Source organism: Geodermatophilus sp. URMC 64, from assembly GCF_053502555.1.
Genome location: NZ_CP199955.1, coordinates 5,129,913 through 5,143,606, shown reverse-complemented (window position 1 = coordinate 5,143,606; position 13,694 = coordinate 5,129,913). Strand labels below are relative to the sequence as shown.

Below are 13,694 nucleotides of genomic sequence, written 5' to 3'. Positions count from 1 at the left end.
CATGACCGCACCCGCGTTGCCGTCCTACTCGAGCGGGACCTCCACGGTTCCCCTGCTCGGGGACACCATCGGGGCCAATCTGGACCGGACGGCGGCGCGGGTGGGGGACCACGAGGCGCTGGTGGAGTGCGCCACCGGTCGGCGGTGGACCTATCCGGAGCTGGTCGCCGAGGTCGACGCCTGCGCCCTGGGCCTGGACGCCCTCGGCGTGCGCAAGGGCGACCGCGTCGGCATCTGGGCGCCCAACTGCGCGGAGTGGGCCTTCGTGCAGTACGGCACCGCCAAGCTCGGCGCGATCCTGGTCAACATCAACCCGGCCTACCGCACGCACGAGCTGGCCTACGTGCTCAAGCAGGCCGGCATCTCGGTGCTGGTCAGCGCTCCGTCGTTCAAGACCAGTGACTACAAGGCGATGGTCGGCGAGGTCCGCGGCGACTGCCCGGAGCTGCGCGAGGTCCTCTTCATCGGCGACCCGGAGTGGCAGCGGATGATGGCGCTCGGCCGCACCGGCGACCGTGACCTGCTGGCCAAGCGCGAGACGCAGCTGTCGGCCGACGACCCGATCAACATCCAGTACACCTCGGGGACGACGGGCTTCCCGAAGGGCGCCACGCTCACCCACCACAACCTGCTCAACAACGGCTTCTTCGTGGGTGAGGGTTGCGGCTACACCGAGGCCGACCGGGTCTGCATCCCGGTGCCCTACTACCACTGCTTCGGCATGGGCATGGGCAACCTGGCGTGCACCTCGCACGGGGCGACGGCGGTCATCCCGGCGCCCGGCTTCGACCCCGCGGCCACGCTGCAGGCGGTGCAGGACGAGCGGTGCACGTCGCTGTACGGCGTCCCCACGATGTTCATCGCCGAGTTGGGCCTGCCCGACTTCGCCGACTATGACCTCTCGTCGCTGCGGACCGGGATCATGGCCGGCTCGCCGTGCCCGGTCGAGGTGATGAAGCGCGTGGTCAACGAGATGGGCATGACCGAGGTGACCATCTGCTACGGCATGACGGAGACCTCACCGGTCTCCACGCAGACCGGGGCGGACGACGACCTCGACCGCCGCACCTCGACGGTCGGGCGGGTGCACCCGCACCTCGAGGTGAAGATCGTCGACCCGGAGACCGGGCTGACCGTGCCCCGCGGAACGCCGGGGGAGTTCTGTACCCGCGGCTACTCGGTGATGCTCGGCTACTGGAACGAGCCGGAGAAGACCGCCGAGGTCATCGACCGAGCGCGCTGGATGCACACCGGCGACCTCGCGGTGATGGACGCCGAGGGCTACCTGAACATCGTGGGCCGGATCAAGGACATGGTCATCCGCGGCGGGGAGAACGTGTACCCGCGGGAGATCGAGGAGTTCCTCTACACCCACCCCGACATCGTCGACGCGCAGGTGATCGGCGTCCCCGACGAGCGGTACGGCGAGGAGCTCATGGCCTGGGTGCGACTGCGGCCGGGCGCCGAGCCGCTCACCGCGGAGTCGCTGCGCGAGTTCTGCAGCGGCAAGCTGGCCCACTACAAGATCCCGCGCTACGTCAAGATCGTCGACGAGTTCCCGATGACGGTCACCGGCAAGATCCGCAAGGTCGAGATGCGCCAGGTGTCGGTGGACGAGCTGGGCCTGCAGTCCGCCGCCGCCGTCCGGAACGCCTGAGATCCGTGGTCAGGACTTCGTCCTGGCCTTCGGGGCGGGGGACAGGCGCACGATCAGCTTCGAGATCAGGCTGCCGAGGACGACGTAGATCAGTGCGGCCAGCGCGGCGTTGATCGCCTCGCCGATCTTCGGGGTGTCCGTCGAGAACAGGTCGACGGTGAACCAGCCGAGGTTCTCCCGCCACGACCGCGTGAACTCCACCAGCGGGTTGCGCGGGTTCGCCTCGAACAGCACGAAGACCGCGTGGACGAGGATCACCGCGCCGATGATCCCGCCGACGAGGCGGACCGCGGCGGCTGCCAGGCTGAACCATCGCGCCATGCGGTCATGATCTCCCGGGGCGCGCGTCGACGCAGCTCAGGCGGCTGCCGCGGAGACGACGAGCGCCCGGTGGTCCGACAGCGGCAGGCGCATCGCGGTGGCGGGGCCGGTGGCCCGCAGCGGCCCGCGCACGAGCACGTGGTCGAGTTGCCGGCGCGGTTCGTCCCACGGGAAGGTGTCCGCCGCCGCGATCGACCGCAGGCCGCTGATCCGCGTCGCCTGCCGGGGCTCCATGTTGAGGTCGCCCATCAGCACGAGCGGCTCGATCGTGCCCGCCAGGGAGCGCACCAGCCGGCGCAGCTGCAGGGCGTTCCAGGCCGGCATGAAGGACAGGTGGGTGTTGGCCACGGTGAACTGCCCGTCGGGCCCTTCCAGCACCGCGGCCACCGCCACCCGGGGCTCGTCGCTGACGATGATCGGCCGGCGCCGTCCCTTGAACCACATCGGCACGCGGGCCCGCAGCGCCGGCAGCCGCACCACCCGCCACGACACCACCGGCAGGCGGGACAGCAGCGCGATGCCGTAGCTGGCCGAGCCGGGCTGCTCGTCGCCGGTCGCGGCCATCCAGGTGCCGCCCGGCGTCCCGGACAGCGCCGCGACGAACTGCGAGTCGACCGCGCCCATCGCCTCGGCGGCCACGGCGGTGAGGTCGGCGTTCATGGAGCGCGGCTGGTCGCGGTCCACCTCCTGCAGGCCGAGGACGTCGGCGTCGATCTGCTTCACCGCGTCGGCGAGGCGGTCGCAGTCGACCAGGCCGTCGTCCAGTGAGCGCCCGTGCAGGATGTTGAAGGTCGCGATGCGCACGCAGCCTCCTGTGCCCCGCCCGTAGGCGATCTACCGCCCGAGGTTCGTCCGCGGCGCCGCCGGGGGTAGCAGGGGGTCGTGGAGCCTTCGGAGCGGGACGAGATCCGCGACCTTCTCAAGCGAACGGCCGTCGCGCTCAAGCAGGAGGGAGTGCCCTTCGCCCTGTGCGGTGGCTATGCGGCCTGGGTCCGCGGTGCGCCCGAACCCGACCACGACGCAGACTTCCTGGTCGCCGAGGAGGAGGCGGAACGGGCCACCAAGGCGCTCGCCGACGCGGGGCTGAACGTCGTCCCGCCGGCCGAGGACTGGCTCACCAAGGTCGTCGGCGAGCGGTCCTTCGTCGACGTCATCTGGCGGACCTGCGGGCACCCGGTCGAGAACGAGCTGATCGACCGCGCGGAGACGCTCTCGGTGCTCTCGGTGCAGATGCCGGTGCTGGAGGCGACGGACATCGTCGTCACCAAGCTGCTCGCCCTCGAGGAGCACTACTGCGACTTCGGCCGGATCATCCCGGTCGCCCGCGCCATGCGGGAGCAGGTCGACTGGGAGCGGGTGCGCCGCGAGGTGGCCGAGAACGACTTCGCCGCCGTCTTCCTGATCCTGCTCGAGCGGCTGGGCATCATCGAGCCCCCCACTGCGGGCGGCTGAGGCGCCCGCTGATTCCGGGGTCGGTCACGCCGCTCCTGGGGTCGACTTCGCGCTCCGGGAGCCCTGCAGCACCCCCGAGGCGCGAGTTCGCCCCCGGAACCGCGTCAGGCGCCGGGCTCTTGCGGTGTTCTGCACCCTTCCGCGGCGATGCACGACCGCGAGAGCGTGTGAGACGCCGCAAGAGCGGGCCATGGTGCCGCGCTGACCGCAGAGTGAGGACGGCGGGCGCGGGTTCGGTTCCGCCGGCGGGGGCGGCGACTAACCTGTGGGCGAGCGGCCGGCGCGCCGCGTCGTCCTCCGGCCGAGCGCCGGGCCGCCTGGCGAGAACTGAGGGATCCAACGTGCCCACCGGCAGAGTCAAGTGGTTCAACCCGGAGAAGGGGTTCGGCTTCCTGTCCCGTGAGGACGGTCCGGACGTCTTCGTGCACAAGGACGCCCTGCCCTCGGGCACCACCGAGCTCAAGCCCGGTCAGCGGGTCGAGTTCGGCATCGTCGCCGGACGGCGGGGCGACCAGGCGCTGCAGGTGCGGGTGCTCGACCCGCTGCCGTCGGTCGCTGCCACGCACGCGGCGGCGTCCCGCAAGAAACCCGACGAGCTCGTCCCGATCATCGAGGACCTGATCAAGCTGCTCGACGACGTCTCCAACAGCCTGCGCCGCGGCCGGCACCCCGACCGCGCCGAGTCGCGCAAGGTCGCCGCGGTGCTCCGGGCGGTCGCCACCGACCTGGAGACCTGACGCCGGTCAGCCGGCCGGAGGGCTCGGCGTCGAGCTGCCGCTGGCCTCGCCGCCGGCGCGGATGAAGCCCACCGGCCAGGCGCCGGTGAACAGGCCGCAGTCGCCGCCCTTGTCCTCGACGACGACCAGGTAGAACGTCGGCGGGACGACGTCGGAGGAGTTGATCTCGTCGAAGACCGCCTTGCCCTCGTCGACCTCCACCTCACCGAGCTTCTCGTCGAGCTTCTCGTCGAAGACCTGCACGCTCCAGCCCCGCTCGGCGAGCTCGTCGGGGACGGTGAGGGTGATGGTGGTGTCGGGGGAGACCTCGATGATCGGCGGCGCGACGTCGTAGCGCTGCCCGGTGCCGTCGAGGCAGTACTGCGTGGGCCCCAGGTCGACGGTCTGGCCGCCGACGTCCACGGTGACGTCGGGCGGTCCCGCCGGCGCGTCCCGGCCGCACCCGGTGAGGACCGCGAGGAGCACCGTGCCCGCAGCCGTCGCGCGGCTCAGCCCCACTGCTCGTCCAGCGGCGTGGTCGGCGCGTCCGGGCGGACCTCCGCGGGCCGGCCGCTGCGCCCACGGTAGAGACTCCACACCATCAGCCCGAGAGCGAGGACCAGCAGCGCCGCGGCGACGGTGAAGCCGAGCCAGCCGATCGTCGGCAGCGCGATGCCGATCGCGCCACCGGCCACCCAGGCCAGCTGCAGCCAGGTCTCCGACCGGGCGAACGCCGACGCCCGCAGCGACTCGGGGACGTCGCGCTGGATGATCGCGTCGAGCGCGACCTTGCCCAGCGCGTTGGTGACCGCGGCGACGCCCGCGACCAGCGCCGCCATGGGCAGGCTGAAGAAGATCGCGGCCACGACGGTGATCACCGCCGCCGCGCCCGCGGAGATCAGCACCAGCCGGTCCGGGCTCACCGCGTGCAGCCGGGAGCCGATCCCCGTGCCCAGGACGCTGCCGACCCCGGCCGCCGCCGCGATGCCGCCGAGCGTGAGCGTGGCCGGCCAGCCGCCCTCGACGGTCTCCTCGACGAGGAAGGCCGAGAAGATCGTGAGGAACCCGCCCAGCCCGCGCAGGGCGGCGTTCGCGCGCAGCCCGAGGACCACGGTGGCGCTGACCCGGCGGCGGCGCCCGCCGGCCGGCAGGGGAGCGGTGGTCAGGACGTCGGCCGGCAGCTCCCCGGTAGGGACGTCGACGTGCTTGGGCAGGCGGACGGCGAGCACGCCGCCGACCGCGAACACCAGCGCGGTGGCCCACAGCTCCACCTCGAAGCCCAGCAGCTTGGCGATCCCGGCCGCCAGGCCGCCGACGATCCCCGCGGTCAGCAGCCCGAACACCGACTGCCGCGCGTTCGCCGACGTCAGCGACATCGCCGCGGGCAGGACGCGCGGGACCACGGCGGCGCGCAGCACGTTGTGCGCCTTGGACAGCACCAGGACGCCGAGCGCGGCCGGGTACAGCCAGAAGTCGTCGAAGTGCCGCGCCATCACCAGCGCGAGCACGGCCCGCCCGAGCGTGCTGGCCGCGAGTGCCCACCGCCGGCCGGTCTGCAGCCGGTCCAGCACCGGGCCGATCACCGGGGCCAGGACGGCGAACGGCGCCATCGTCACGAGCAGGTAGAGGGCGACGTTGCCGCGCTGGGCGTCGGTGGTCGCCGCGAAGAACAGGGTGCCGGCCAGGGAGACGGCGATCATCGCGTCGCCGGCCATGTGCACGGCGTTGACCCACAGCAGCTGCGTCAGCCCGCTCTCGCCCGCGCCGTCGGCCCGGCTGGCCGCCTGCACGCGGCGGACCGCCGCGCCGGTCAGCTCCCGCGTGCGGGCCGCGGCGACGCGGGTGACGGTCGTGCGCGGCGGAGGCGGCGGCGCGGCGTCCGGGACGGTGGGGGAGAAACCGCCCGGCGGCGGACCGTCCGGTGCCGGCCCCTGCTGGGCGGCCCATTGCGGCAGCGGCAGAGGCGTCGTGTCCATGCGCCCGGTCGGCTCGTCCTCGTCGTGGCGGCGCAGGCCGGACCGCCGGCGCGCACCAGGAGGACGATCGGCGGACACCGGTCCATCGTGCCCCACGAAACTGGGCGCGGGCGGTGAGGTCGTTGCCGCGTCAGGGACAATGGGGGCGTGCCCGACTCCTTCCCGCCCGCCGACGTCGCATCCGGAGACCTGCTGCTCGCCGCCGTCGAGCAGGCCCGCGCCGCGGCCGCCGAGACCGCCGGTGACCCGGACCTGGTCGGCGAGCACCTCGGCGCCGTCCGCGAGCCGACCGGTGAGCACCTGCCGCCGGCGCTGGGTGAGGTGATCACCCACACCTTCGCCAGCCGGCTGGCCGGCTACGCGGGCTGGCACTGGGCGGTCACGCTGGCCCGGGTGCCGGGCGCCGACGAGGTCACGGTGGACGAGGTCGTCCTCCTGCCGGGCGAGCAGGCGCTGCTCGCCCCCGCCTGGGTGCCCTGGCACGAGCGGCTGCGCCCCGGGGACCTCTCCGTCGGGGACGTGCTGCCCTCCACCGAGGACGATCCGCGCCTGGTGCCCAGCTACGTGATCGAGGACGACGCCGCTCAGGACCCCGAGGCGCAGGCCGTGGCCGCCGAGCTCGGCCTCGGCCGCGAGCGGGTCATGTCCGCCGAGGGCCGCAGCGAGGCCGCCGGCCGCTGGGCGGCGGGCGACTTCGGGCCGCGCGCGGCCATGGCCCGGCACGCCCCCGGCCCCTGCGGCACCTGCGGCTTCTGGCTGCCCCTCGCCGGTTCGCTGCGCGGCCGCCTCGGCGCGTGCGGCAACGCCTACTCACCGGCCGACGGCCGCGTGGTCACCGTCGACTACGGCTGCGGCGCGCACAGCCAGGCCACCCTGGTCGTGGAGGACGCGACCGAGGTCGTGACGTCGGCGCGCTACGACACCGCAGACTTCGACGTGCTGTGAGAGCGGGGGCGGCCGCGTTCAGTCCTTGCGGCCGAGCTGCCCCTGCCAGCGCATGATGGCCAGCCCGATGCCGGCCAGGAGGATGCCGGCGACGCAGGTCCAGGTCCACAGCCGGTCGACCCGGTCGCCGAGCAGCAGCAGGACCACGAGGGCGACCGCCCACAGCGCCGTCCCGGCCAGGACGACGCGGACGGTGTCGACCTGCAACGGCGGCGGGGCCTGCTTCTCGGGACCGGGCACGGGCGCACCCTAGGCCCGCGGACGAGCCGGCGCGGCACCGCCCCCGGTGTGTGGCACGCTGTCGCCGCCGTTCCCGCACGTCCAGGAGTAGGTCCATGCCCGAGAAGTCCCGCCCGTCCACGGGCGCACGCGCGTCGACCACCGACAGCGGGACCCCCGCCGAGGTGGTCGCCGGCACCGAGAAGGCACCCCGCCGCAGCGAAGGCCCCCGGGCCCGGCCCAGGAACGGGCTGGACCGCTACTTCAGCATCAGCGCCCGTCGCTCCTCCGTCGGCCGGGAGGCGCGCGGTGGGCTGACCACCTTCTTCACGATGGCCTACATCGTGGTGCTCAACCCGATCATCCTGTCCGGCGCCGACATCAACGGGAACACGCTGCCCTTCCCCGCGGTCGCCGCGGTGACCGCGCTGGTGGCCGGCGTGATGACGATCCTCATGGGCGTCGTCGGCCGGTACCCGTTCGCGCTCGCGACCGGTCTCGGCATCAACGCCATCGTCGCCGTCTACGCGGCCACCCAGCTCTCCTGGCCCGAGATCATGGGCCTGGTCGTCCTCGAGGGCCTGCTCATCACGCTGCTCGTCCTCACCGGCTTCCGGAGGGCCGTGTTCGAGGCGATCCCGCCGCAGCTGAAGACCGCGATCGCGGTCGGCATCGGCTTCTTCCTCACGATCATCGGGCTGGCCGACGCCGGCGTGATCCGCCCGGGCAACCCGCTGATCAGCTTCGGCATCAACGGCCAGCTCGCCGGCTGGCCGCTGCTGGTGTTCGTCGTGGGCCTGCTGCTCATGAGCGTGCTCGTCGTCCGCCGGGTCAAGGGCGCGCTGCTCATCGGCATCGTCGTCACGACGATCCTGGCGATCGTCGTCGAGGCGATCGCCGACCTCGGTCCGCGCTTCGGTGCCGACGGCGCCGAGAACCCGCGCGGCTGGGCGCTGCAGGTCCCCACGCTGCCGGACGACGTCGTCAGCACCCCCGACCTGTCGCTGATCGGCAAGTTCTCGCTGTTCGGCGGGTTCGAGCGGATCGGCATCATCGCCGCCCTGCTCATCGTCTTCTCGATCATGATCGCGGACTTCTTCGACACCGTCGGCACGGTGACCGCCGTCGGCGCCGAGGGCGACCTGCTCGACGAGGACCGCAACCTGCCCCGGTCGCAGCCGGTGCTGCTGGTCGACTCCCTCGCCGCCGCGGCCGGTGGCGCGGCCAGCGTGTCGTCGAACACGACCTACATCGAGAGCGCGTCCGGCGTCGCCGACGGCGCGCGCACCGGCCTGGCCAGCGTCGTCACCGGCGTGCTGTTCCTCGTCGCGATGTTCTTCAGTCCGCTGGTGCAGGTCGTGCCGTCGGAGGCCGCCGCGCCCGCGCTGGTCATCGTGGGCGCGCTGATGATCACCCAGGTCCGGCACCTCGTCTGGGACGACCTGACGCTGGTCATCCCGGCGTTCCTGACCATCGCGCTGATGCCGTTCACCTACTCGATCACCAACGGCATCGGCGCCGGCGTCATCAGCTACGTGCTGCTGCGCTCGGTCACCGGCCGGCGGCGCGACGTCCACCCGCTCATGTGGCTGATCGCGGTGCTCTTCCTCATCTACTTCGCGCTGGAGCCGTTGCAGCAGATTTTCTGAGTTAGGCTAAGGATCGTGAGCCGGACGACGCTGGACACCGCGGCGCTGGCCCACGACCTGCGCCTGGCCGTCATGCGGCTCTCCCGCCGGTTGCGCAACCAGCGGGTGGACACCTCCGTGACCCTCACCCACCTGGCCGCGCTCTCCACGCTGAAGCGGCACGGGCCGATGAGCCCGGGGGAGCTCGCCGCCCAGGAGCGGGTGCAGCCGCCGTCGATGACCCGTGTCGTCGTGGCGCTGGAGGGTATGGGGCTGGTCACCCGCACCCCGCACCCGACCGACGGTCGGCAGGTGGTCATCGGGCTCACGCCGGCGGCCGACGAGCTGCTGGCCAGCGAGGCGCGGGCGCGTGAGGCCTGGCTGTCGGGGCAGCTGCAGCAGCTGACCGCCGAGGAGCGGATGGTGCTGCGCGAGGCGGCCGTGATCATGGACAAGCTGGCCAGTGGGTGAGGTAGACGAGCGCTGATCGAGCGCCGGGCGGCGGGATGTTCCGCTCGCTCCGCGTGCGCAACTTCCGGCTGTACGCCTCGGCGAACCTGGTCAGCAACACCGGTACGTGGATGCAGCGCATCGGCCAGGACTGGCTGGTGCTGCAGCTCTCCGGGGACAGCGGCATCGCGCTCGGCCTGATCACCGCCCTGCAGTTCGGCCCCTCGCTGCTGCTGTCGGCCTACGGCGGGGTGCTCGGCGACCGGTACGACAAACGCCGCGTCCTGCTCGTGACGCAGTTCCTCATGGGCGTGCTCGCGCTGGCGCTCGGCCTGCTGGTGGCCACCGGCGGCATCGCGCTGTGGCACGTGTTCGTGCTCGCCGGCCTGCTCGGCGCGGTGTCGGCGATCGACGCGCCGGTCCGCCAGGCGTTCGTGTCGGAGATGGTCGGCCCGGAGCTGTTGCCCAACGCGGTCAGCCTCAACTCGACGATCTTCAACGGCGCCCGGCTGGTCGGGCCGGCGGTCGCCGGTGTGCTGATCGGCGCCTCGTCGGGCAACACGGCCCCGGCGTTCTTCGTCAACGCGGCCAGCTTCGCGTTCACGATCGCGGCGCTGGCCGGCATGCGGGCCGGGGAGCTGCGCCGCAGCGCGCCGGTCGGCCGGAAGAAGGGGCAGCTGCGCGAGGGCGTGCGCTACACCGCGGCGCACCGGGACCTGGTGCTGGCGATGGCGCTGGTGTTCCTCGTCGGCACGTTCGGCTTCAACTACCAGGTCACCATCGCGCTCATGGCCCGCGAGGAGTTCGGGCTCGGCGCCCAGGACTTCGGCCTGCTCTCGACCGCCTTCGCCGTCGGGTCGCTGTCCGGGGCGCTGCTCTCGACGCGGCGCAGCGCGCGTCCGAGGCAGCGCTTCCTCGTGGTCTCCTCGATCGTCTTCGGGCTGCTGACGGTGGTCTCCGGCCTCATGCCCAGCTACGCCGCGTTCGCCGTGCTGCTCGTGCCCACGGGTGCGTCCGCGCTGGTCTTCAGCGTCGCCGCGAACAGCTACGTGCAGCTGGGTGCCGACCCGCAGATGCGCGGCCGGGTGATGGCCCTGTACTTCATGTGCTTCATGGGCGGGACCCCGCTGGGCGCCCCGTTGATCGGCTGGGTCTCCGAGCACCTGGGCGCACCGTGGGGGCTGCTGCTGGGTGGGGCCCTCGTCGTCGTCGCCGGCTGTGGCGCCGGGCTGTACCTCGCCCGGGGACGACGGGTGCGGCTGGAGGCGCACGTCGCCCCGCCGCGGCTGGCGCTGCACGTGAGCCGGCCCATCGGGGCGTCGGTGCCGTCGCCGCCGCTGCGGGCGGCCGAGGAGGCGGCGGCCGGGTCGGCGACCGGCACCCGGGCCGCCGGCGGCTGAACCGGTCAGTCCCCGCGGTCGGGCTGGTCGGTCCCGTCCGTCTGGGCGAGCCAGAAGGCGGCGCCGGCGGGGTCCTGCGCGGCGGCCATCCGGCCGAAGGACGTGTCGATCGGACTCATGAGGACGGTGCCGCCGTTCGCGGTGACCGCGGAGACCGCGGCGTCGGCGTCGGCGACCGCGAAGTAGACGACCCAGTGCGACGGCGTGCCCTCCGGCGCCCCCATCATCCCGCCCACGCCGCCCATCGGGGCGTCGTCCCCGGGCAGGTGGAACAGGTCGTAGTCGGGCCCGGCGGCGGCGAACGGCTGGGTGGTCCAGCCGAGCACGGCGGTGTAGAACGCCTTGGCCGCCTGCGGGTCCGTGGACCGCAGGTCCTCCCAGGTGACGCCACCGGGCTCGTTGACGACCCCCGCGCCGATGTGCGCCCCGTGCTGCCAGACGCCGAAGACGGCGCCGGACGGGTCGGCGGCGATGCACAACCGCCCCAGGGGGCCGACGTCGCCGGGCGGCAGGAGGAGCGTGCCGCCGTGCTCCGAGATGGCGGCAGCGGTCGTGTCGACGTCGTCGCTGGCGAAGTAGAGGGTCCAGGCGGCCGGCGCACCCGGCTGCTGCTGCGGGCCGATCCCCGCGGCGGCCGCGCCGTCGACCGAGGCGATGGCGTACCCGCCGAACTCCTCGCCGGTGTCCTGGACGGTCCAGCCCAGGACGGCGGAGTAGAACGTCGTCGCGACGGCGACGTCGGGCACGGTGAGGTCCACCCAGCAGGGCATGCCGGGCGGCCAGGGGCGGGTCCGTCTGCTCATGGGCGGCATCTCAGCCCCGGGCAGCCGCCGATGTCCATCCCCGCCTGCGCGGACGCCGTTCCGGCGCCGTGCGGGGTACCGTCGTCGCAACCGTCCTGGGCTCGGGGAGGGGAGAATGTCGGCCGTTCTCCTGCCGTGCGGGGTCGTCCTCCTTCTCGCACTCTTCTGGTTCGAGCTGCCGCTGCTCGACCGCTTCGTGCTGCACGGCCGCTGGGCCGCGCGCCGCCGCCGGTTCGTGCTGCGCGGCAACCACGTCCACCGGTCGCCCGAGCCGACCGGCCGGCCCATCCAGCTCGTGGCCGCCGACCTGCGCCGGCTCTCCCGCCAGTTCGCCCTCGTGCCCGCCGGGGCGCCGCTGGTCCGCTGGCGCGCCCTGTGGAGCGCCTACGACGCCGTCCTCATGGAGGCGGCCGCGGTGCTCGAGATCCCGCACACGCTGCCCGACACCCCGGTCGGCATCCCGCGGGACATCGAGCGCCTGCGGGTGATCTCCGCGCTCGAGGGCGCCGGACTGGTGGTGCGCGGCTGAGCTCCGGCGATCCCCGGCTGTTCTTCGCCGTCGACCCGTCGCCGGAGGCTCGGGCGCACCTGGCCGAGGCGCTGCGGCCGCTGCGGGGCGCGCCCGGCGAGCCCCGCTGGACCGATCCCGACCGCTGGCACCTGACCCTGCTGTTCCTCGGCACCGTGCCGGCCGACCGGGTGCCGCCGCTGATCGAGGCCGCGGGGCCGGCGGTCGCGCCGACCCCGGCGATGACCCTGCGGCTTTCGGGCGGCGGGCGGTTCGGCTCCCGCCGCCGTCCGCAGGTCGCCTGGGCCGGGCTGGCCGGGGACGTGCGACCGCTGACCGACCTGGCCGGGCGTCTCGCGGCCGCCGCCCGGTCGCTGCGCCTGCCCGTGGAGGACCGGCCCTTCCGTGCCCACCTCACCATCGGCCGGTGGCGCCCGGGCCGGCCGGCCGACGGCGTGCTGACCGACCGGCTGGCCGATTACGCGGGGCCGGACTGGCCCGTGACCGAGCTGCTGCTGCTGCGCAGCCACCTCGGCCCGGCCCCGCGCTACGAGACGGTCGCCGCGTGGCCCCTGGTGACGTGATGGAACGGCCCCCTGCAGGGGCCCGCCGCGAGCTTGCGAGCGGCGGGGGGCAGGGGGTCCTTCACCAGGCGTACTCCATGGGTGCCGGCTTGTAGCCGGGGAAGATGTCGTCGAGCCGCTCGAGGGCCTCGCCGTCCAGTGTCACGTCGAGCGCGTGCAGCGAGCCCTCCAGTTGCGCCATGGTGCGCGGGCCGACGATCGGGGCGGTGACGGCCGGCTGGTGCAGCAGCCAGGCCAGGCCGACGTCCGCCGGGCGCTCGCCGAGGCCCCGGCACAGCGCCTCGTACTGCTCCAGCGCCGGTCGGTTGTCCTCCAGGTCCTGCTTGGCGCGCCCCTCGTAGCGGCGGCTGCCCTCGTCCGACCGCTCCAGCGCGCCGGCGAGCAGGCCGCCGTGCAGCGGGCTCCACGGGATGATGCCGACGCCGTAGTGCTCCGCCGCCGGGATCACCTCCAGCTCGATCTGGCGGGTGAGCAGGTTGTAGATGGACTGCTCGCTGACCAGGCCCTGGAAGTTGCGCCGCGCCGCCGCCTCGTTGGCTGCGGCGATCTGCCAGCCGGCGTGGTTGGAGGAGCCGACGTAGAGCACCTTGCCCTGCGCGACCAGCGTCTCGCAGGCCTGCCAGATCTCCTCCCACGGCGTGCGCAGGTCGACGTGGTGGAACTGGTAGAGGTCGATCCAGTCGGTCCGCAGCCGGCGCAGCGAGGCGTCGCAGGCGCGGACGATGTTGCGGGCGGACAGGAAGGTGTCGTTCGGCCAGTCCGACATCCCGCCGTAGACCTTGGTCGCCAGCACGGTCTTCTCGCGGCGCTCGCCGCCCTGGGCGAACCACGTGCCGATGACCTCCTCGGTCCGGCCCTTGCCCTCGGAGAAGCCGTACACGTTCGCCGTGTCGAAGAAGTTGATGCCCTCCTGGAGCGCGCGATCCATGATCTCGTGCGAGTCGTCCTCGGGCGTCTGCCAGCCGAAGTTCATCGTGCCCAGGCACAGGCGGGACACCGACAGGCCGCTGCGACCGAGGTGCGTGTACTCCATGA

16 protein-coding genes are annotated in these 13,694 nt (G+C 73.3%); 9 read left to right on the top strand and 7 right to left on the bottom strand.

Features of this window, described 5'->3' with window-relative positions; all coding sequences use genetic code 11:
• Position 1: 1 nt before the first annotated feature.
• Positions 2-1,657, top strand: coding sequence for an AMP-binding protein (locus tag ACWIYF_RS25180; RefSeq protein ID WP_448625558.1), 1,656 nt, complete (start codon positions 2-4; stop codon positions 1,655-1,657).
• Between the two features lie 9 nt (positions 1,658-1,666).
• Here the strand turns inward: ACWIYF_RS25180 and ACWIYF_RS25175 are convergent, their stop codons facing one another.
• Together ACWIYF_RS25175 and ACWIYF_RS25170 are read right to left on the bottom strand one after the other, a co-directional pair.
• Positions 1,667-1,978 (bottom strand): hypothetical protein, encoded by a 312-nt coding sequence (locus ACWIYF_RS25175; protein ID WP_448625557.1) that lies wholly within the window; start codon positions 1,976-1,978, stop codon positions 1,667-1,669.
• A gap of 36 nt (positions 1,979-2,014) precedes the next feature.
• On the bottom strand, positions 2,015-2,782 hold the full coding sequence (locus tag ACWIYF_RS25170; RefSeq protein ID WP_448625556.1) for an endonuclease/exonuclease/phosphatase family protein: 768 nt from the start codon (positions 2,780-2,782) through the stop codon (positions 2,015-2,017).
• A gap of 78 nt (positions 2,783-2,860) precedes the next feature.
• On the opposite strand from ACWIYF_RS25170, the gene ACWIYF_RS25165 reads away from it, so the two are divergent.
• Positions 2,861-3,430, top strand: coding sequence for a hypothetical protein (locus ACWIYF_RS25165; RefSeq protein WP_448625555.1), 570 nt, complete (start codon positions 2,861-2,863; stop codon positions 3,428-3,430).
• 341 nt (positions 3,431-3,771) lie between these two features.
• A complete protein-coding gene (locus ACWIYF_RS25160; RefSeq protein ID WP_448625554.1) occupies positions 3,772-4,167 on the top strand; it encodes a cold-shock protein in 396 nt (131 codons plus the stop codon).
• 6 nt (positions 4,168-4,173) lie between these two features.
• On the opposite strand, the gene ACWIYF_RS25155 is transcribed toward ACWIYF_RS25160, so the two are convergent.
• Together ACWIYF_RS25155 and ACWIYF_RS25150 are read right to left on the bottom strand one after the other, a co-directional pair.
• On the bottom strand, positions 4,174-4,665 hold the full coding sequence (locus tag ACWIYF_RS25155; protein WP_448625553.1) for a DUF2771 family protein: 492 nt from the start codon (positions 4,663-4,665) through the stop codon (positions 4,174-4,176).
• Positions 4,656-6,122: an MFS transporter gene (locus ACWIYF_RS25150; RefSeq protein WP_448625552.1), complete on the bottom strand. Its 1,467-nt coding sequence runs from the start codon at positions 6,120-6,122 to the stop codon at positions 4,656-4,658. Before ACWIYF_RS25150 ends, ACWIYF_RS25155 begins: the two co-directional genes overlap by 10 nt.
• 147 nt (positions 6,123-6,269) lie before the next feature.
• Here ACWIYF_RS25150 and ACWIYF_RS25145 point away from each other — a divergent pair, with 147 nt between their 5' ends.
• The gene (locus ACWIYF_RS25145; RefSeq protein ID WP_448625551.1) at positions 6,270-7,067 is read left to right on the top strand and encodes a DUF3027 domain-containing protein; all 798 of its coding nucleotides are present in this window, start codon (positions 6,270-6,272) and stop codon (positions 7,065-7,067) included.
• Between the two features lie 18 nt (positions 7,068-7,085).
• Here ACWIYF_RS25145 and ACWIYF_RS25140 read toward each other — a convergent pair whose 3' ends face one another.
• The gene (locus ACWIYF_RS25140; protein WP_448625550.1) at positions 7,086-7,307 is read right to left on the bottom strand and encodes a DUF2530 domain-containing protein; all 222 of its coding nucleotides are present in this window, start codon (positions 7,305-7,307) and stop codon (positions 7,086-7,088) included.
• Between the two features lie 95 nt (positions 7,308-7,402).
• On the opposite strand from ACWIYF_RS25140, the gene ACWIYF_RS25135 reads away from it, so the two are divergent.
• The 3 genes from ACWIYF_RS25135 to ACWIYF_RS25125 are packed head-to-tail and all read left to right on the top strand — an operon-like array spanning position 7,403 to position 10,764.
• Entirely contained in the window at positions 7,403-8,935 is a 1,533-nt protein-coding gene (locus ACWIYF_RS25135) for an NCS2 family permease (protein WP_448625549.1), read from the top strand.
• A 15-nt stretch (positions 8,936-8,950) separates the two neighbouring features.
• Complete coding sequence (locus ACWIYF_RS25130) at positions 8,951-9,385, top strand: MarR family winged helix-turn-helix transcriptional regulator (RefSeq protein ID WP_448625548.1); 435 nt, start codon at positions 8,951-8,953, stop codon at positions 9,383-9,385.
• Positions 9,386-9,420: 35 nt separating this feature from the next.
• Positions 9,421-10,764 carry an MFS transporter gene (locus tag ACWIYF_RS25125; protein ID WP_448625547.1) on the top strand — a complete coding sequence of 448 codons (1,344 nt, stop codon included), beginning with the start codon at positions 9,421-9,423 and terminating at the stop codon, positions 10,762-10,764.
• 5 nt (positions 10,765-10,769) lie between these two features.
• On the opposite strand, the gene ACWIYF_RS25120 is transcribed toward ACWIYF_RS25125, so the two are convergent.
• Positions 10,770-11,567, bottom strand: coding sequence for a VOC family protein (locus tag ACWIYF_RS25120; protein ID WP_448625546.1), 798 nt, complete (start codon positions 11,565-11,567; stop codon positions 10,770-10,772).
• A gap of 115 nt (positions 11,568-11,682) precedes the next feature.
• Here ACWIYF_RS25120 and ACWIYF_RS25115 point away from each other — a divergent pair, with 115 nt between their 5' ends.
• Positions 11,683-12,096 (top strand): hypothetical protein, encoded by a 414-nt coding sequence (locus tag ACWIYF_RS25115; protein ID WP_448625545.1) that lies wholly within the window; start codon positions 11,683-11,685, stop codon positions 12,094-12,096.
• A complete protein-coding gene (gene thpR, locus ACWIYF_RS25110; protein ID WP_448628800.1) occupies positions 12,093-12,659 on the top strand; it encodes an RNA 2',3'-cyclic phosphodiesterase in 567 nt (188 codons plus the stop codon). The genes ACWIYF_RS25115 and thpR overlap by 4 nt, the downstream gene beginning before the upstream one ends.
• A gap of 61 nt (positions 12,660-12,720) precedes the next feature.
• On the opposite strand, the gene ACWIYF_RS25105 is transcribed toward thpR, so the two are convergent.
• Positions 12,721-13,692: an aldo/keto reductase gene (locus ACWIYF_RS25105; protein ID WP_448625544.1), complete on the bottom strand. Its 972-nt coding sequence runs from the start codon at positions 13,690-13,692 to the stop codon at positions 12,721-12,723.
• Between the last annotated feature and the right edge of the window lie 2 nt (positions 13,693-13,694).

What these genes read in the sequence shown, in the direction of transcription:
- ACWIYF_RS25105 (WP_448625544.1), bottom strand. Translation starts at nt 13,692, where the DNA reads ATGGAGTACACGCACCTCGGTCGCAGCGGCCTGTCGGTGTCCCGCCTG.
- ACWIYF_RS25120 (WP_448625546.1), bottom strand. Translation starts at nt 11,567, where the DNA reads ATGAGCAGACGGACCCGCCCCTGGCCGCCCGGCATGCCCTGCTGGGTG.
- ACWIYF_RS25125 (WP_448625547.1), top strand. Translation starts at nt 9,421, where the DNA reads ATGTTCCGCTCGCTCCGCGTGCGCAACTTCCGGCTGTACGCCTCGGCG.
- ACWIYF_RS25175 (WP_448625557.1), bottom strand. Translation starts at nt 1,978, where the DNA reads ATGGCGCGATGGTTCAGCCTGGCAGCCGCCGCGGTCCGCCTCGTCGGC.
- ACWIYF_RS25150 (WP_448625552.1), bottom strand. Translation starts at nt 6,122, where the DNA reads ATGGACACGACGCCTCTGCCGCTGCCGCAATGGGCCGCCCAGCAGGGG.
- ACWIYF_RS25135 (WP_448625549.1), top strand. Translation starts at nt 7,403, where the DNA reads ATGCCCGAGAAGTCCCGCCCGTCCACGGGCGCACGCGCGTCGACCACC.
- ACWIYF_RS25180 (WP_448625558.1), top strand. Translation starts at nt 2, where the DNA reads ATGACCGCACCCGCGTTGCCGTCCTACTCGAGCGGGACCTCCACGGTT.
- ACWIYF_RS25115 (WP_448625545.1), top strand. Translation starts at nt 11,683, where the DNA reads ATGTCGGCCGTTCTCCTGCCGTGCGGGGTCGTCCTCCTTCTCGCACTC.